Origin of the sequence: Paenibacillus sp. BT-177 (assembly GCF_025846815.2) — a bacterium.
Lineage (GTDB): Bacteria > Bacillota > Bacilli > Paenibacillales > Paenibacillaceae > Paenibacillus > Paenibacillus polymyxa_C.
Map to the genome: position 1 here is coordinate 552,440 of NZ_JAOYTP010000003.1, position 17,666 is coordinate 570,105.

16 protein-coding genes are annotated in these 17,666 nt (G+C 44.3%); 9 read left to right on the forward strand and 7 right to left on the reverse strand.

Features of this window, described 5'->3' with window-relative positions:
• The first annotated feature begins 79 nt into the window (after nt 1–79).
• Nucleotides 80–421 (forward strand): DUF3243 domain-containing protein, encoded by a 342-nt coding sequence (locus tag OIU26_RS12970; protein ID WP_264217054.1) that lies wholly within the window; start codon nt 80–82, stop codon nt 419–421.
• A 139-nt stretch (nt 422–560) separates the two neighbouring features.
• Here the strand turns inward: OIU26_RS12970 and OIU26_RS12975 are convergent, their stop codons facing one another.
• Together OIU26_RS12975 and OIU26_RS12980 are read right to left on the reverse strand one after the other, a co-directional pair.
• The gene (locus tag OIU26_RS12975; RefSeq protein WP_264217055.1) at nt 561–2,558 is read right to left on the reverse strand and encodes a PTS fructose transporter subunit IIABC; all 1,998 of its coding nucleotides are present in this window, start codon (nt 2,556–2,558) and stop codon (nt 561–563) included.
• Nucleotides 2,559–2,728: 170 nt separating this feature from the next.
• Nucleotides 2,729–4,681 (reverse strand): BglG family transcription antiterminator, encoded by a 1,953-nt coding sequence (locus tag OIU26_RS12980; RefSeq protein WP_264217056.1) that lies wholly within the window; start codon nt 4,679–4,681, stop codon nt 2,729–2,731.
• Nucleotides 4,682–4,828: 147 nt separating this feature from the next.
• Here OIU26_RS12980 and OIU26_RS12985 point away from each other — a divergent pair, with 147 nt between their 5' ends.
• The 3 genes from OIU26_RS12985 (at nt 4,829) to OIU26_RS12995 (ending at nt 6,978) form a co-directional block, all read left to right on the forward strand.
• Nucleotides 4,829–5,557, forward strand: a complete 729-nt coding sequence (locus OIU26_RS12985; protein WP_264217057.1) for an SDR family oxidoreductase — start codon at nt 4,829–4,831, stop codon at nt 5,555–5,557.
• A complete protein-coding gene (locus OIU26_RS12990) occupies nt 5,551–6,012 on the forward strand; it encodes a MerR family transcriptional regulator (protein ID WP_264217058.1) in 462 nt (153 codons plus the stop codon). The genes OIU26_RS12985 and OIU26_RS12990 overlap by 7 nt, the downstream gene beginning before the upstream one ends.
• A gap of 108 nt (nt 6,013–6,120) precedes the next feature.
• Nucleotides 6,121–6,978 (forward strand): GNAT family N-acetyltransferase, encoded by an 858-nt coding sequence (locus tag OIU26_RS12995; protein ID WP_264217059.1) that lies wholly within the window; start codon nt 6,121–6,123, stop codon nt 6,976–6,978.
• On the opposite strand, the gene OIU26_RS13000 is transcribed toward OIU26_RS12995, so the two are convergent.
• Entirely contained in the window at nt 6,969–7,520 is a 552-nt protein-coding gene (locus OIU26_RS13000) for a GNAT family N-acetyltransferase (protein WP_264217133.1), read from the reverse strand. The genes OIU26_RS12995 and OIU26_RS13000 overlap by 10 nt on opposite strands.
• Before the next feature lie 246 nt (nt 7,521–7,766).
• On the opposite strand from OIU26_RS13000, the gene OIU26_RS13005 reads away from it, so the two are divergent.
• Nucleotides 7,767–8,888, forward strand: coding sequence for an RDD family protein (locus tag OIU26_RS13005; RefSeq protein WP_436449144.1), 1,122 nt, complete (start codon nt 7,767–7,769; stop codon nt 8,886–8,888).
• Nucleotides 8,889–9,111: 223 nt separating this feature from the next.
• A complete protein-coding gene (locus OIU26_RS13010) occupies nt 9,112–10,152 on the forward strand; it encodes a sugar diacid recognition domain-containing protein (protein ID WP_264217061.1) in 1,041 nt (346 codons plus the stop codon).
• Between the two features lie 25 nt (nt 10,153–10,177).
• Here the strand turns inward: OIU26_RS13010 and OIU26_RS13015 are convergent, their stop codons facing one another.
• Nucleotides 10,178–11,323, reverse strand: a complete 1,146-nt coding sequence (locus OIU26_RS13015; RefSeq protein ID WP_264217062.1) for a glycerate kinase family protein — start codon at nt 11,321–11,323, stop codon at nt 10,178–10,180.
• Nucleotides 11,324–11,344: 21 nt separating this feature from the next.
• Complete coding sequence (locus OIU26_RS13020) at nt 11,345–12,640, reverse strand: GntT/GntP/DsdX family permease (protein ID WP_264217063.1); 1,296 nt, start codon at nt 12,638–12,640, stop codon at nt 11,345–11,347.
• 214 nt (nt 12,641–12,854) lie between these two features.
• Here OIU26_RS13020 and OIU26_RS13025 point away from each other — a divergent pair, with 214 nt between their 5' ends.
• The 3 genes from OIU26_RS13025 to OIU26_RS13035 are packed head-to-tail and all read left to right on the forward strand — an operon-like array spanning nt 12,855 to nt 16,490.
• Nucleotides 12,855–13,586, forward strand: coding sequence for a GntR family transcriptional regulator (locus OIU26_RS13025; protein ID WP_264217064.1), 732 nt, complete (start codon nt 12,855–12,857; stop codon nt 13,584–13,586).
• Entirely contained in the window at nt 13,579–15,117 is a 1,539-nt protein-coding gene (gene gntK, locus OIU26_RS13030; RefSeq protein ID WP_264217065.1) for a gluconokinase, read from the forward strand. The genes OIU26_RS13025 and gntK overlap by 8 nt, the downstream gene beginning before the upstream one ends.
• A 26-nt stretch (nt 15,118–15,143) precedes the next feature.
• Nucleotides 15,144–16,490, forward strand: a complete 1,347-nt coding sequence (locus OIU26_RS13035; protein ID WP_013373830.1) for a GntP family permease — start codon at nt 15,144–15,146, stop codon at nt 16,488–16,490.
• A gap of 108 nt (nt 16,491–16,598) precedes the next feature.
• Here OIU26_RS13035 and OIU26_RS13040 read toward each other — a convergent pair whose 3' ends face one another.
• Nucleotides 16,599–16,970 carry a DMT family transporter gene (locus OIU26_RS13040; RefSeq protein WP_165082278.1) on the reverse strand — a complete coding sequence of 124 codons (372 nt, stop codon included), beginning with the start codon at nt 16,968–16,970 and terminating at the stop codon, nt 16,599–16,601.
• The gene (locus OIU26_RS13045) at nt 16,970–17,521 is read right to left on the reverse strand and encodes a TetR/AcrR family transcriptional regulator (protein ID WP_165082167.1); all 552 of its coding nucleotides are present in this window, start codon (nt 17,519–17,521) and stop codon (nt 16,970–16,972) included. The genes OIU26_RS13040 and OIU26_RS13045 overlap by 1 nt, the downstream gene beginning before the upstream one ends.
• Nucleotides 17,522–17,666: the final 145 nt, after the last annotated feature.

Consider the following 17,666-nt stretch of genomic DNA (forward strand, 5'->3'; position numbering starts at 1 on the left):
ATTTTAGTTAGCCGGGGTAAGTACTACTGTACCGCAAGCAGTCCTTATCCTAGAAAACAATCTTGAGGAGGCGTTAGAAATGGCAGAGCACAATCATGTTGTAAATAAGGAAGGCGAAGTGGCCCTGAACAAAGTAGATGACGCGTTAAATCGGATAGACGACAGCAAAAAGGATGACATCTTGGGCAGCTTTGATTCATTCAAAAGTTATTTGAGCGACAAAATTGAAATGGCTCAAAAAATCGGCTTGAATGAAGAAGTGATGGCAAAAGCAGCTGAGAAGATCGCAGGCTATCTGGCAGCCAAGGAAGAACCGCGCAATAGCGAGGAGAAGCTTCTTCAGGAATTGTGGAGGGTAGGGGACAAAGAGCAGCAGCACGCGCTTGCTCATATGCTCGTACGCGTGGCTCAATCGTCGTAGAAATACTTAATTGATGAAAAACAATATTTTACTATAAAAAAGCAGTCTATCCTTAGATGAGGATAGACTGCTCTTGCGTTTACTATCGTTGCAGCGCGTTCCGCTAATGATTACAATATGTTCTGCTTAGCGCATGGAATTAATGCACCTGAGTCAGTAATTGATATGCATCTTCCTTGGTAGTAACCGCCAGAAGCGCTTCTCTAAAATGGTCGTCCATCAGCTTACGAGACAGCATTTGCAGCACCTTCAGATGGGCATTGTCCTTGCTATTACGCGGAACAGCAATCATGAAGATCAGTTTCGCTTCACTGCCGTCCATACTTTTCCAGTCCACTCCGCTCCGCTTCACCCCAAAGACCACGCTTGGCTTCAGAACAGCTTCCGATTTACCGTGAGGAATGGCAATATTCATTCCAATGCCTGTGGAGCTTTCCTTCTCTCGGTCCAATATAGCCTGTTTAAAACCACTGGCAGAACTTACGGCTTCATTTCTCTCGAGTGCTCCGATCATTTCATCAATCACGGCTTCCTGTGTCGTTCCTTCCAGATCCAGATTAATCAGATCCATCGTTACAATATCTGTCAACTTCTCAATATGAATGGCTTGCGAAGATACTTCGGGCTTGTTATTTGCAATCGCTGAAGCTGATGACTCGGCGGCAGTCGTAGTCATCGTAGATTGTTCCGTTACTGCGGCAGAATTTCCAGATGTCTCTTCTCCAGCAACAGCCGGATTTGCAGTTGCAATATCCCTTTTCAGCACACTCACTAGGATAACTGAGACGGCTGCTCCGACAATAACAGCAATGAAGAACATGAACACATTGTCCACTGCACCAAGAATGGCTACAATCGGTCCACCATGAGCTACCTTATCCCCTACATTTCCCAACATCGCAATGACTGAACCGACCATAGATCCTGCCATGATACTAGGAATAACACGCAATGGATCTTGTGCAGCGAAGGGAATCGCTCCTTCAGTAATACCGAATAATCCCATCGTGAATGTCGCTTTCCCAGCTTCGCGTTCTGCTGGTGCAAATTTACGCTTGTTGATCATTGCTGCAAGTCCCATTCCAATCGGTGGAATACAAATCGCAACGGCGATCGGTCCCATAATTTCGTAATTTCCTTCACCAATCATGGCCGAGCCGAATAAAAATGCTACTTTATTGACTGGACCACCCATATCGAAGGAGATCATCGCACCTAAAATCAGTGCCAATAGAATTGAACTTGTACCTTGCATACCTGCAAGCCAACCCGTCAAAGCTTCAAACAATTGTGCGACTGGAGAACCGATTATAAAGACAAAGATTAGTCCTACAATTAAAGATGACAACACAGGGATAATAATAATAGGCATGATCGGCTGTAACGCTCGCCCAACCTTCATTTTCCGAATGCCCAGTGCAACATAACCCGCCAGGAAACCAGCGATAATTCCGCCGATAAATCCGGCTCCCGCCTCACTTCCATAAAAACTGCCGTTCGCAGCAATGAATCCGCCAACCATACCCGGTGCAAGCCCCGGTCTATCCGCAATACTCATCGCGATGAATCCAGCGAGGATTGGTATCATAAAGGTAAACGAAGCCGAACCGATATCCTGAACCGTCTTCCAAAATGAACCGTCCGGTATAACCAGACCGCCTGGTGTCTTCTCACCACCAATCGTCAACGCAATGGCAATGAGCAATCCCCCAATGACAATAAAGGGCACCATATAGGATACACCATTCATCAAGTGGCGGTAGATAGGATTTTGCTTCGGTTTATTCTCCTGTGAGCTAGCTTCGGAGGCACGTGACTCTGCCTGGTACACAGGCACATTCCCCTTCATCACCCGCTGGATCAATTCTTCCGGACGGCGAATCCCATCTTGTACTCCAACGACCAGCAATTTCTTGCCGACGAAGCGGTCTTTGACCACCGTCTTATCCGCTGCAATAATAATGCCATCTGCTTCACGGATATCCTGCTCCGTTAGTTGATTTTCTACTCCAATGGAACCTTGTGTCTCGACCTTCATCTCGATACCCAGCTTGGCTGCTGCCTTTTGCAGATTCTCAGCTGCCATATACGTATGTGCAATTCCGTTAGGACATGAGGTAATCGCTAATATCTTCATAGTCATTCCCCTTCTCTCTGATGTTTCCGCTTACATTGATAGTATAACCGCCTTTTTTGCTGTTATCGGGCGAACTTTTTACCGGAACTTTCGGAAAAATAGAATAATACGGACAAAAAAACAGGACTTATAAATAAGTCCTGCTCCTAAGCACGGCTTTTAATTTTAGTTTATCCCTTTAGCTTCCCTAATAGTCTCATCGCATCGGTCTCCTTAGATAAAGCATGGACTAGAGCTGGCTGCTCACTGATTAGGGACAATTCCTTAAATAACTGCCGCATTTCTTCCCGCCCATCCTGTTTTACCGCAAGCAAGAAGACAAGCTCTACTTTCTCGGTTCCCCAAGTAAGTGGCTTCTTTAAAGTAGCGACTACAATGGAGGACTGCCTTATCCACTCTGAGCCGCCATGCGGGATGGCTATGCCTCCCCCAATCGTCGTAGCCGACATTTTTTCTCGCGCCAATACGCTGTCCACATATCCTGTCTCCACATATCCTTTGTCCTCCAGTATTTGCGCCAGCTTGGAAATCAATTGTTCCGGACGCTGCACTTCTTGCTGGGGAAAGACTAAAAAAGGGGTTGTATACTTAAAAAATACAGATTCATCTGCGACTCTAGGTTCGGGCTCATCCATTCGTCTGATCACTTGTTCCAGTTGACGCTCATCCTTGGCATCCAGCAATGGAGAGACGAGAATGTGCGGAACGCTCAGCTCTGGAAGAGCTACGGTTGTAATGATGAGATCCACCTCCTGGGTTGCCAGATAGTCCTGGACTTCTGCCTTAGAAAGGGTTGTCTCCACATGTACAGCCGGAAACTTACGTTCCACCTTTGTGCGCAGTAGCTGGGACATACCGATACCCATGTGACACACGATAATGGCTCTCTGAGGATGACTCTCTTTCTGGTGAAGTCGCTCCACAGAAGCCTGAAAATGTAGCGTTAAATACGCCGCTTCCTCCTCAGGGAACGATAACCGGACCAAATCCCCTACCTCTTCCAGCGTAATAATAACCCGGTCGAACATGTAAGGATACATCTTCTTAATCTCAGTCAGCATAGGATTGGACACCGTTAAACCATATTGAAGCCGGTTCAGGGTCGTATATAAATGGACTTTCAACCCTTTCAGCAACATCTTATCCTTGGAAAAGTCAATCATATTCAGCTCCGACATCCGCCGGACTAACTGCTCAATCAGTTTAGGCAAAAGCGGATGGCTGTCTGCCAGATCGCTTTGTTTGCCCTTTCTATCCTCTTGCTGGTAACGGAACTTTCCGCCCAGCAAATGCAGGGTTAGATAGGCCGTTTCTTCCTTGGAAAAAGGTACGGAAAACAGTTTTTGCAGCTGCCGTAAAAACGAAGTAGCCCATGTAAATTCGGCCTTCTCCTGCAAAAAGGCAATGTCTTTCTCGGAGAGAGAGATGGGCTGTCCCAGCTTGGTTCGTTTGACCATTAAGAGAATATGGAGCATTAAACCCTCAAAAGCTTCATCCGTAAAGCTGAGTTCATGATGCTTTTGAAATGCTTTTAATTCATAATTGATGGTTGCAATCTCGTGCGGCTCAAACTGCTTGCGCATCATCTGTCCTGTTAACTCAGGACTATCAATCAGCTGATTCATCCGCGCCAAAGCGATCCGCTTGTTTTTCTCTGTGCCTTGAATGGTCAAGCCTACGCGCTGCTTGGTAACCAAGGCAAGATCAAAGCTGTGCAGCCAGTCATCAATCTTTTCCATATCTCTACGGATCACCGTCTTGTTCACATAATACTGGGAGGCCAGATCTTGTATCGTTACAGGCTTGGCATCCATCAAGAGCCGATAAGCGAGATGCAGCACCCTCTCCTCATCCGATTCATGCTGGGCTGTACTCTCGCCTGCATACAGTCGGTGGAATAAATCAGCCTGCTCCGCTTCACTTATCTCCAAATAAATACCGCGTCCCGGTCTTCTCACCAGATTAGCATCGGAGTGCTTGACTAGGTATTCTTCAATTACTTTTAGATCGTTTCGAATCGTCTTTTCTGAGCAATCCGTTTGATCGGCCAGATCCTGCACTAACCACAGTCGGTTCGATTCAGTTAACAACTTGCGGAAAATTTCTACTTGCCTTTTGTTCATTCCAATCTCCTATCTTCCAAAATAAAGAATGTTCAGGCATATCGGGCAATAATTCGTTGGTTTTGTGTTGACTTTAAGTATACTCCAAGTAGTACATTTAAAGCATGGTGGCCGCCAAATTTAAGAATGATGAAAAGAGGATTGCTCATGAATATTGGAAAAACAGTGCTTATTACGGGGGCCAACAAAGGAATCGGATATGAAACGGCCAAGCAATTGGGGGACACAGGTTTTACAGTTCTGATTGGCTCACGGAATGAGCAGAGTGGCCGGGAAGCGGTGGCTAAGTTGGCTAATGAGGGAGTAGAAGCCCGATTGATTTTGTTAGACGTGACGAATCAAAGTACGATTGATTCCGCAGTCCATCAGATCAAACAAGAATTCAGTTCCCTTGATGTACTAATCAACAATGCTGGAGTATCTCTTGGGGGGGCCACTCCTCCAAGTCAATTCCCTTTAACCGATTTAAAAGAAACGTATGAAACCAACTTTTTCGGTTTGGTCGCGGTGACTCAAGCCTTACTTCCTTTATTGAAAAAATCTCCACGCGGCAGAATTGTTAACTTATCAAGTGGCCTTGGTTCGTTAACCTATAATAGCGATCCTGAGCACGAGCATGCCCAATTTAATTTACTTGCCTACAATAGCAGCAAAGCAGCGGTTAATATGCTAACCGTCACACTTGCCAAGGAATTCAAGGACTCACCTCTCAAAATTAATTCAGCTGACCCCGGCTTTACCGCCACCGACTTAAACGGCTTTACAGGACCGGGTTCGGTACAACAAGCTGCTGCTATCATTGTTCGTTTAGCAACTTTACACGATGATGGGCCGACAGGAGGGTTTTTCGATGCGAGTGGAAAAGTACCTTGGTAATTGTTACAATTAAGGAGTGGGATACTTTGCAGGAAATTCCAGAGACCGTAACCTCTATTAGTCAAGCTGCTGAACTAACAGGTTTAACAGAGGATACCATACGTTACTATGAGCGAATTGGCTTGCTACCTTATGCAGAACGAAAGGCTAACGGACACAGGTTCTACAGTAGAGATCAGATTCTAGGGATTATCTTTCTAACCCGATTAAAAGCTACTGGGATGACCATAGAAGAAATGAAACATTATCAAGAACTTTCGATGCAAGGTAACAGCACCATCCCGATCAGACATTCCTTACTTGAAAAACATAATCAGAAGATTCAAGGAGAAATCTCCAGACTGATGGAAACCCAAAAAATTATTGAATATAAACTCAATCATTATCGTGACCTCTCTACCAACCCTGATCTTACCGACACTAATTGCAACCCTACAACGAAGGAAAACTTATAATAATAACCCCTTTTCAAAGGGGTTATTTCCATTTTAACCAGGAGATTGATGGAGCCCCCGTAATACCCTACAATCGAAATATAACCTAAGTTTCTAGGGGGAGTAACAGTGATCACCTATTTGAGATGCAATGAAGTCAGCATGGAGCACATTTTCCAGGCATTTTCGCTCGGATTCTCAGACTATTCCATTCGCCTGACCATGGAACAGGACGATTTCGCGGCACGTTTTTTCGGTCCAGAGGGTAATTCACGGAGACACTCTTTCCTTGCCATGGATGAAGATCAGCCAATTGGCTTAATTCTAGGCGGTATCCGGCAGTTTGACGAGTGCCAGACCATGCGTTGCGGTACGCTATGCATCGGTCCAGCTTACCGTGGCCAGGGTATTAGCAACAGGTTGCTCGAATTGCATAAACAAACGGCTATCTCCGAGAACTGTCAGCAGCTATGGCTCGAAGTCATTACGGATAATGATCGGGCTGTCCAATTTTATAAAAAGCACGGCTATCAGGCACGCTATACGCTAAAATATTATAACGCTATGCTCCCATCGGTCTCTCCCGCTCCTTCATCTTCGTACACTCTTAAAAAACTTATGTTTGATGATGTCGCAGATTTCCGTACAACCCTCACCGACTGTCACATCCATTGGCAAAGTGACACACCTTATTACGCCAACAGCACACAAGAAGTTTTTCTCGGCATCTATGCAGTCGATCAAACCCGACTCGGCATGATTGCTATGGGTGCTCAAGGTAAAATCAACTTTCTTTGGGTTGATCCCAAGCACCGGAACCAAGGCCTGGCACGTACCCTACTTTATAAAGCGGCAGAAACCCAAAAGGTCGAGAAGGTATATATCTGCCTGTCCGACAATAACTCTCTTGAAGGCTTTATCCAAAAGGTAGGCTTCTCTAAGGACCCTATTGAGCAGTATGAAATGTATATACGCCTTCATAGATAATTGATATATTCTGATTTAACCAGTGCGCACATGCAAAGATCATCATATTTCCCGGACGTAAATTCATACTGGGACAGGATTCCTTCCTGCCGAAAGCCTGCTTTTTCAAGCAAACGCAAGGATTGTGTATTCTCCGGCTCTACTAGTGCCTGAATGCGGTTCAAGAGGAGGGTATTAAACCCATAGTCGATTACAGCTGCAAGTACCTCTGACATTAACCCTTGGCCCCAATAGGCTCTGGACAATTCATAACCCATTTCTGCCCGGTGATGACGTTGATCCCAGTTATGAAATCCGCAAGAACCGATGATTTTACCGTCCTTCGTTTGAAGAGCCCAGCGAATTCCCTGATCTGTCTCAAAAATCCGATCATACCAACGGATCTCATCCAGTGCCTCCTGTTCAGACTCAAATGGGCTCAGCCCGTAAAACTTCATCACCTGCTCATCTGAAAAGTATTCCAACATATCCTTGCTGTCCGTTGCTACCATTCTTCGTAATACAAGACGTTCGGTTGTTATAACCGGAAACTCACGTTTCACATTCTCACCGCCTGTCCCCTTGTTCACTTTTTCCGGCTTTTCTTGCACACCTACACCTCCTAAGTTCAATATTCGATGATCATTACTTTCTTCTTCCAATTATAAAGTAATGAAAGAATACCTCTAAAGGAATATTTATAGTTAGCTCTTTGTTTATAGAATGTTTTCCTAAACATGGATGATAAAAAGACCGTTATATAAGGAGTGTGTTTTTAAATTATGGATTATTAAAATGAGGTGTACGATTTGGAAGACCAGCACATACCACCACAGAATTCACAAGTAGCAGCAAGAGAGAAGTACATTCGGCATGGGCAAAACTATGGGGAAACAAACAGAATGGCCGAAATATCAAAAACCTACGGTTCGTCTATTTTGTTTAGACGTTGGGGAGCAACCCTTTTTGATTTTATATTTTTTATAATCGGGTATATTTGTTTCTTTATCTCGGTCATTCAAATAACAGACAGATGGTTGTTGCCCTTAGCGATTGCTTCTCGTTGCATTCTGATTATAGCTTTCTTCTGCTATTATTTGCTCTTGGAAGGTTACACAGGCTATACGCTTGGCAAATTCGTTTTTCGTATTACGGTGGTTAACGGAGAAGGAAACCCTCCTGGTTTTCTTAAATCACTCATTCGCACGCTGCTCAGGTTAATAGACACCAATCCATTGCTAATGGGTTCACTACCTGCTGGTATCAGCGTGTTAGTAACTGCATCAAGACAACGAATTGGTGATTTAGCCGCAGGTACATATGTGGTAAAGGTACGGGATTTAGAGCCGATTAGCAAAAAGGTAATGAGATGGTCGCTCTTTATATTTTTTACCGCAATGGTGATTTTGGGAGCCTCGTTTGTAAATGCTATTTTTGTACTGGCAAACAGTTACGAGTCCAATGAAGCTCCGGTAAGCAAGCAGGAACAGAGCTATGTAAGTAGAGATGGAAGATTTCAAATCTCAGCCCCGTTAGACTGGTCAACAGACCCGGACTGGGAAGGAAAAGCAGATATTGCGATATTCAATCCCTACATTCAAAAGTCTGTTATCGTACGATCCAATTCGAAGGAGAAATTGGGTAATATAACGCGCCAGTACTACACAAAGAAAATTCAAAACAATATAACCAAAGAGTTTAATCTCTCTACGGTAGGACCTTCATCCAACACCACGATTCAAGGATATCCTGCCACTCAGTTCACGATTAAAGGACAGAAAGATGTAGACCATTATGTCACCCATGTAGCTATTATTGAAACTGAGAATAATTTCTATCAGATCATCGGTTATACACCTGCATCAAAATATAGCCGTTTAAAGAAAGAACTTCATGACATTACCTATAGCTTTCGTGAGGTTCGACCATAGGCAACATGACTGGCAATGAGAGAATACGACGCAAAAGACAGGCGCTCCTTGGAGCCCTGTTTTTTTTGCATACAACTACTCTTGATATCTATGATAAAATAGGCTGACATGTTCAGCGCCCTGCTTTATTATATTGTTCAGATGCACAACAAATTGAAAACCCTTTCAAAAAATGCGATATAGTAAAACACCTTACATCACTAGATAAAGGAGGAATCCTGATTTGTTTCCGCTCTCCGAAAGACAAGCCCAAGACATCGTAGACAAAATGATGAAGGATATTCCATACAACATCAATATTATGAATGAACGAGGCATCATCATTGGCAGCGGCGAGAGTGAACGAATCGGAACCATTCACCAAGGGGCTGTTCAGGCGCTCGAAACCGGGAAAATGATTGAAGTGTGGCAGGACGGACATTACGAGAAAAAGGGAACCAATGAACCAATTGTCATTCATCATGAGCTAGTCGGTGTCATTGGTATTTCAGGCAATCCCGACGAAGTGCGTCCTTTTTGCAATATTGTTAAAACTACGGTGTCTCTCCTAATTGAACAGCGTATCTCCTTGGAGCATCTGGCCCACGAGGCCAACCGCAAAAAATCTGTACTGGAAATGCTATTAAATCATCAGGGAGCCTATACCCAAAAAATAAAAAAAGAAGCTGCTCAATATCACATTGATTTGCTTCTCAAAACTTCGGCCGTATATGTAAAGCATCTTCCTTCTGATCCTGCTCATTTGGCCGAGTTATCCAATATATTGATGCAGCATCCATCCTTTCGGATGGAGGAAGACAGTTATCTCATCCTGATGCAAAATCAGGAACCGACTGCCAAACTGTTGGAACCACTTGTACGCAGCCATCCCGATGTGCTGCTTGCCATCAGCAGACAAGAGCACAGCATTGCCGATGTTTATATGCAAGCCAAGTCCGCTATGAATGTTGTACTAGCACTGCGTCCGCCTGTGCAGATCGTTTCTTTTGTTGAAGTCGAATTTCTGGTCAAATTAAGCCAAACCAACCTGACCAACACGATTCATCTGGTCAGCAAGCTGGAAGATACCGTGGATTTGCTGGATACGCTGCGGAGCTTTATTAATCATAATGGCAGTGTCTCCTTTACCGCAGATGAATTAAACATTCACCGGAATACACTGCAATACCGACTGAAGCGCATCCATACCTTAACTGGCAAAGATCCCCGGAATCTCCTTCAGCTTTTTGAGCTTACGCACGGCTTATTGGCGCTGTATCAATAAACTGCCGGATCACGCGAGAATCCGTTCATTTCTCATTGAATTGAAGTACTCTTGCGATATTCTCGCACGTACGCTCTACATTTTGCGGTCCTTCGGCCAGCAGCTTACCCAGCTCCGAGGCTCCCGGCACGATGCCAAACACTGCATCTATTCCTTCCTTGTACAGCGTGTCGATCCCTTCCCCGATATAACCTGCGATCGCAATGACCTTTTTGCCGGATTGTTTGGCTGCCTGAGCTACTCCGTACGGAGTTTTACCGAATTTGGTCTGGAAATCAATGCCGCCTTCCCCCGTCAATACGATATCGGCCGTGGCTAGCTTCTGCTTTAAGCCAGTGTATTCAATCACAATTTCAATGCCTTTTTGCAGCGTCGCCTGAGTAAAAATCAATAAGCCCGCACCCAATCCGCCTGCTGCACCTGCACCCGGAAGATCGCGTACATCCTTGCCCAGCTGCTGCTTCACCACATCCGCATAATGGGCAAGATTGGCATCCAATTGCTGCACCATTTCTGGCGTTGCCCCTTTTTGCGGGCCGAATACACGGGATGCCCCATGCTCTCCGCAGAGCGGATTTGTCACATCACAGGCTACAATCAATTGGACCTGCTGCAAGCGATCATCCAGTGCTGAAATATCAATACTGGCCAGCTCGCCCAGACTGCCGCCGCCGCGTGGAAGAGGATTGCCTGCTGCATCCAGAAATCTAGCGCCCAGCGCTTCCGCCATACCTGTACCGCCATCATTCGTCGCACTTCCGCCAATGCCAATGATAATTTTTCGAATTCCCTGGTTCAGACACTCCCGAATTAACTCGCCTGTACCATAGGTTGTTGTCTTTAACGGGTTTTTGTTGTCCTTATTAACCAGATGGATTCCGCTGGCAGAGGCCATCTCGATTGCCGCAGTGGTGCCGTCTCCCAGCAAGCCGTATGCCGCATTTACAGGTTCTCCAAGCGGTCCGGTCACCTCCATGTAACGAAGCTGTCCGCCTGTCGCATCCACCAGTGATTGTACCGTTCCTTCACCGCCGTCTGCCATCGGAACGTGGACATAATGGGCTGTCGGATAGACCTTGCGCAGCCCTTTCTCCATTGCGATGCACACTTCCTTTGCCGTCATGCTTTCTTTAAAAGAGTCCGGTGCCAGTACAAATGTTTTCTCTCTCATTTTGTCACCCCATCGTGAATATTAAAGTATAAATCCATATATGATTGTTGCTACAATCGCCATAGTTCCGCCCACAATAGCCTCATAAGGGATCAATCCCATCCGTTGTTTAATGCTCATTTTCATGCTGTCTGCCGTAACGTGAAAATAGTTGCCCTGTGGTAAGGAATCAATGACGGTAGCTCCTGTATGCACCATTACAGCGGCGGCTAACGGGGCTGTCCCCATGTTCAGAATGGCTTCCCCAAACGAGCCAGTCGCCAAAATAACGCCAGTTGAAGTCGATGCTGTGGCGGCCGCCATCAGAATCCCTGCAAGCGGTGCCAAAAATGTGCCAGAAACTCCCGAAGCTTCAATCAAGCCAACTACCTGAGCAGATAAATTAGACGCAGAAATCAGACCCGCAATTCCGCCTGCACCGATCAAGATGAGCACGGTTGCCGTCATTTTATTCAAACCGGAAGCCGAATATTTCAGGATATTGCGCCCTTGTCCCATGGCCAGCATACCTACAATCCCGGCAATCGGCAAAATGTACATCGCGTCGACCTTGAAGTTCGACAGTGCTTCAATGCCAGAGATGGAACCAATCGGGTTAATCATCAGCAAAATAACGGCTACCACCGGGGCTACAATCGCCCGTCCCAATGCCGGGTACTTCGACGTATCGACATCACTATCCATAATATCCTGTTCGGATACCTTCACGCCCCTGTTTTTCAACATAGACGCCACCAGAACCGTCATGATTAATCCGCATATCGCAGGTACCACACCCGCCAACATAACGTGGCTTAAATCCAGCTTAAACCCACGCGCCGCCGCAATGGTATTGGGATTCGGAGAGATAATGTTCCCCGCCTTTCCGCCTCCAGACAAGGCCAGCAGAAGAGCCAGCTTGGAAATCCCCATTTTGTTCCCAACCGACAAGGCAATAGGGGCCACAATGAGCACTGCCACGGGAATAAATACGCCTACAGCTGTAATAATCATCGTCGCTAACGCTAGTGCAAGGATCGCTTTACTGCCGCCAAACTTCTTTACAATAGCCTGTGCAATCGTCTCCGCTGCCCCAGACTCCATCATCACGCCTGCCAATACACCTGCCGCGAGCACACGAATGACCGTCCCCATCACGCTCTGCGTACCACTAATTAGCACGCTGATCGTCTGCTCCAGATTGGCTCCGCCCAATAAAGCGCCTACAATAGCTCCCAAAAATAAAGCGTAAACCGGATTCAGCTTTCTTAATATCAAAATAATTGCAATAGCCAGCCCTGCTAGAGCTCCTATCCAACTGATCGTTAACCCTTCCATCTGTCTAACCCCCCGGGCAATTTTTGATTACGCTTTCATTATATCGATTGCAGTGTGTGAATTATATTGAAGAACAGACGAAATTGATTGTGCATTTGCACAAAAAAGCCCGAACAGGCATACAGTATCAATTTAATGAATACGCTTGCAAATCTAAAATTTTAGATTATAATACTTGTATACAAGTATACTTGATTAATGAGAAGGTGAATTTATGGTTCTGTCCAATGAATTCCTATATCCCTCCAAATGGCTTCTCAAAGCCTCTGCTGGGGATCGTGTAACATCCGAGCTTAGAATGCGCATTATTTCTAGCGCGATTGAAAGCGGTACCATACTATCTGAAAATAAATTAGCTGCTGATTTTGCTGTAAGTCGCTCACCTATTCGTGAAGCGTTAAAAATACTGGCATCCGAAAATATCATCCGACTCGAAAGAATGGGTGCCGTTGTTATGGGGCTATCAGAGAAAGAAATAGAAGAAATTTATGATGTTCGTCTACTTATAGAATCCTTCGTATTTGAACGTCTTATAAAGATGGACACGAATGATTTAGCAAAGGAACTTAGTAAAATACTCGAAATGATGAAGGTCGCGGTCAAATATAGTGATGCCGATGAATTTTCATATCAAGATGTCTTGTTCCATGAAACGATTATTCGTGCAGTTAATCATTCATACATCCTGATGATCTGGAATAATTTAAAGCCCGTGATGGAAAGCCTTATTCTGTTGTCGATGCGTATGCGTTTCAAAGAAAAGTATGAAGACTTTACGCGGATTGTAAAAAATCATGAGCTTTATATTGAAGCAATCCAGGCAAAAGATAGAGACCTTATGATTAAGTCTTTACATGTAAACTTTGATGATGTTCAAGGTAAAGTAGAAGACTTATGGATGTCCCAACAACTGCTGTCCAAAGGAGTCGTGCCACAAAATGACTAACTACATGTTAGGTATAGATATCGGAACCACCAGTACGAAAGCTGTTTTATTTAGTGAAAAGGGCGAGGTCATCCAACAAGAAAATATCGGGTACCCGCTTTATACACCGGATATAGCGACAGCTGAACAAAACCCCGAGGAGATTTTTCAGGCAGTCCTACAAGCGACTTCGAATATCATGAAACATCACTCACAAAAAAAGCTATCGTTTGTTTCATTTAGCAGTGCCATGCATAGTGTCATTGCAATGGATGAACACGACCGTCCACTTACACCTTGTATCACTTGGGCAGATAATCGCAGCGAAGCGTGGGCACATCATATAAAAGATGAGTTGAATGGCCAAGAAGTCTATAGACGAACAGGAACACCCATTCACCCCATGTCACCCTTAACTAAAATAGCTTGGATTGTGAATGATCTTCCTGAAATCGCTATCAAGGTTAAAAAATATATCGGGATTAAAGAATATATTTTCAAAAAGCTCTTTGATTTATATGTTGTTGATTATTCCCTGGCTTCAGCCATGGGCATGATGAATCTCGAAAATCTGGATTGGGATGAAGAGGCCTTAAAAATTGCGGGGATAACCCGTTCCCAACTATCTGAGCTCGTACCCACAACCAAAATATTTACCGACTGTAATTCAGTTTTAGCAGAAGAGATGGGGATCGATCCACAAACACCCTTTGTCATTGGAGCCAGCGATGGAGTTCTCTCTAATCTAGGTGTCAATGCGATACGAAAAGGCGAAGTTGCCGTCACTATTGGGACAAGCGGTGCCATTCGAACCATCATAGACAAGCCACAAACAGACGAAAAGGGAAGAATATTTTGTTATGCGTTAACGGAAAAGCACTGGGTCATTGGCGGGCCGGTAAATAATGGCGGGATGGTCCTTCGCTGGATTCGTGACGAGCTTACCTCATCAGAAGTAGAAACAGCGAAACGACTAGGAATTGATCCATATGATGTGTTAACTAAAATTGCTGAACGCGTAAGGCCAGGGTCTGATGGATTGTTATTCCACCCCTACCTCGCTGGTGAACGTGCACCCTTATGGAATCCAGACGTACGTGGTTCATTCTTCGGTTTAACGATGTCACATAAAAAGGAACATATGATTCGCGCAGCCTTAGAAGGAGTCATTTACAATTTATACACCGTATTTTTGGCCTTAACCGAATGCATGGACGGGCCCGTGACCCGAATCCAAGCTACAGGAGGCTTCGCAAGGTCAGATGTTTGGCGGCAAATGATGTCTGATATATTCGCATCTGAAGTCGTCGTTCCGGAAAGCTACGAAAGTTCTTGTCTAGGAGCTTGTATTTTAGGCTTGTACGCCACCGGAAAAATCCAATCATTTGAAGTCGTCTCTGAAATGATTGGCAGTACCAACAAACATGCACCCAAAGAAGAAGCAACCAAGGAATATAGAAAGTTGCTGCCGATTTTCATTAACCTATCCAGAGTATTGGAAGACGATTATACACGGATTGCCAATTATCAAAGAAGCTTAATTAAACACTAAAAGGATAAATACAGGGGGTAATTACAATGCCATTAGTCGTTGTAGCGATTGGAATTTTAGCATTACTCGTTTTAATCATGGGCTTCAAATTAAACACCTTTATTTCCCTAATCATTGTATCGTTCGGCGTGGCCCTAGCCCTTGGAATGCCCTTAGAGGAAATTGTCAAAACCATTGAAGCCGGATTAGGCGGAACACTGGGCCACTTAGCGTTAATCTTTGGACTTGGGGCGATGTTAGGGAAGTTGATCGCTGATTCTGGGGGGGCCCAAAGAATTGCCATGACCCTCGTTGACAAATTTGGTGAAAAAAATATTCAATGGGCGGTCGTAGCCGCTTCATTCATTATCGGAATTGCGTTATTTTTTGAAGTAGGATTAGTATTGTTAATTCCAATCGTATTTGCCATTTCAAAAGAATTAAAGGTTTCTATCTTATATCTCGGTATTCCGATGGTCGCTGCTTTGTCCGTCACACACGGTTTCTTACCACCACATCCAGGACCAACCGTGATTGCTGGTGAATATGGCGCGAACCTTGGTGAGGTTTTACTTTATGGCTTCATTATTGCTATCCCAACCGTTATTTTGGCTGGTCCTGTATTTACGAAGCTTGCCAAAAAACTCGTACCTGCTTCATTTACGAAAACCGGTAATATTGCCTCTTTAGGTGAACAAAAAGTATTTAAGTCTGAGGAAACTCCTGGATTCGGAATCAGTGTATTTACTGCAATGCTTCCTGTCATTTTAATGTCGATTGCTACGATTATTACTTTGCTTCAAAAAACAATGGGATTTGAGGATAATAGTTTACTGGCAGCGATCCGTTTTATTGGTGATGCATCAACATCCATGTTGATTTCCTTACTGGTTGCCGTCTACACCATGGGAATCGCAAGAAAAATTCCAATCAAAGATGTAATGGCATCTTGTACAACTGCTATTACTCATATTGGGATGATGCTCTTGATCATTGGGGGAGGCGGAGCCTTCAAACAAGTACTCATTAATGGCGGCGTAGGTGACTATGTAGCCGATTTATTCAATGGAACTACATTATCACCAATTCTGCTAGCCTGGATCATCGCTGCAATCTTACGTATTTCCCTGGGTTCTGCGACTGTTGCAGCCTTAACAACCGCTGGTTTAGTAATTCCGATGTTAGGACAATCTGACGTTAATCTTGCTTTAGTCGTGCTTGCCACGGGAGCGGGTAGCTTAATAGCTTCACATGTTAACGATGCCGGGTTCTGGATGTTTAAAGAGTATTTTGGTTTAAGCATGAAAGAAACCTTTGCCACATGGACATTGCTTGAAACCATTATTTCTGTAGCCGGATTAGGATTCATCTTAGTACTAAGTTTATTCGTATAAACCATGATTTCCGGGTGGTAGATCCCCCACTTATCTTTCTTAGAATCCTCTAAGTCGATAAGTGAGGATCTACCACCTCTTTACAAACTGGAGTGATATTATATTTTTTTATTTTTGGACGATTGAACTGGTTGCTTCTGTTGTTCCTTTGGCCTCATCATGTCCTGCACCAAATAGGTTCAATACTACCACGCCAATAACAATTAAAGCAATCCCTACGATACTCCCTGTATTGATTTTCTCCTTCCAAATCAATACTGAAATCACCGTTGTAGCAACAGCCCCCACCCCTGACCAGATGGCATAGGTCATATTAAGAGGAAGTGTCTTGAGGGTTAGTGAAATAAAGAAGAAAGAGATTACAAACGCGACAATCGTGAATAGAGTGGGATACAGTCTCGTAAAACCTTCTGAAGCTTTAAGCATTGAAGTACCAATAAGCTCACTAGCAATCGAGATTGCCAAGAAAAAATAAGCCATCATTCATTCTCCTTTATATATGTCTTTAATTCTTCTATAATTTTTTGCTTCAATTCTTCATTGGGAAGAGCGAGTCCGAACATTTCGGCAAACCACAAACCGTCTATAGCTAATCGGACAATCGTAGAACGAACCGGATTTAATTCGTCGTTTTCGATTTTATTTTGGATATTCGCATACTCATCCTGAAGCAGCTTGAGCATTTGAGGGTTCGTAAATTGTGCTGCCGAGAGAGCGGTATACAGGTCACTTGCATCCTGATCCCCGGAAAATGACGTATTCATATAAGCGCGAGTCCATCTACCTTGGGAATGTGTATCGTTTTCTGCCCTTTCATTAAATTCGGTGATAAAGCTGGTCGATAGCTGTTCAACCATTCCCAGAATCAATTCATCTTTATTCGGAAAATGGTAAAGCAACCCTCCCTTACTTATTCCCGCTTTCTTAGCCACCGCTTCTAATGTTAATTTTTCTACTCCTTCTTCTTGTACAATTATAGAAGCCGCTTTAAGGATTAATTCTCTTTTTAATGTTTTTTTAGTTGTATTCATTCTGATCACCACCCATTTTACTATACCGTCCAGACGGTTTTATTTCAAGTAAAAGATACGTTTAAGCTAAATAAAAAGAAGCCTTGGGCGTGTAACATTTCAGCCAAGACTTCTTCAAATAAACAACTACCCAGCCCGGATATTT

Coding starts and splice junctions, on each gene's coding strand:
- OIU26_RS13035 (WP_013373830.1), top strand. CDS start 15,144: ATGCCATTAGTCGTTGTAGCGATTGGAATTTTAGCATTACTCGTTTTA.
- OIU26_RS13045 (WP_165082167.1), bottom strand. CDS start 17,521: ATGAATACAACTAAAAAAACATTAAAAAGAGAATTAATCCTTAAAGCG.
- OIU26_RS12970 (WP_264217054.1), top strand. CDS start 80: ATGGCAGAGCACAATCATGTTGTAAATAAGGAAGGCGAAGTGGCCCTG.
- OIU26_RS13020 (WP_264217063.1), bottom strand. CDS start 12,640: ATGGAAGGGTTAACGATCAGTTGGATAGGAGCTCTAGCAGGGCTGGCT.
- OIU26_RS13040 (WP_165082278.1), bottom strand. CDS start 16,970: ATGGCTTATTTTTTCTTGGCAATCTCGATTGCTAGTGAGCTTATTGGT.
- OIU26_RS12975 (WP_264217055.1), bottom strand. CDS start 2,558: ATGAAGATATTAGCGATTACCTCATGTCCTAACGGAATTGCACATACG.
- OIU26_RS13015 (WP_264217062.1), bottom strand. CDS start 11,323: ATGAGAGAGAAAACATTTGTACTGGCACCGGACTCTTTTAAAGAAAGC.
- OIU26_RS13025 (WP_264217064.1), top strand. CDS start 12,855: ATGGTTCTGTCCAATGAATTCCTATATCCCTCCAAATGGCTTCTCAAA.
- OIU26_RS12980 (WP_264217056.1), bottom strand. CDS start 4,681: ATGAACAAAAGGCAAGTAGAAATTTTCCGCAAGTTGTTAACTGAATCG.
- gntK (WP_264217065.1), top strand. CDS start 13,579: ATGACTAACTACATGTTAGGTATAGATATCGGAACCACCAGTACGAAA.
- OIU26_RS12985 (WP_264217057.1), top strand. CDS start 4,829: ATGAATATTGGAAAAACAGTGCTTATTACGGGGGCCAACAAAGGAATC.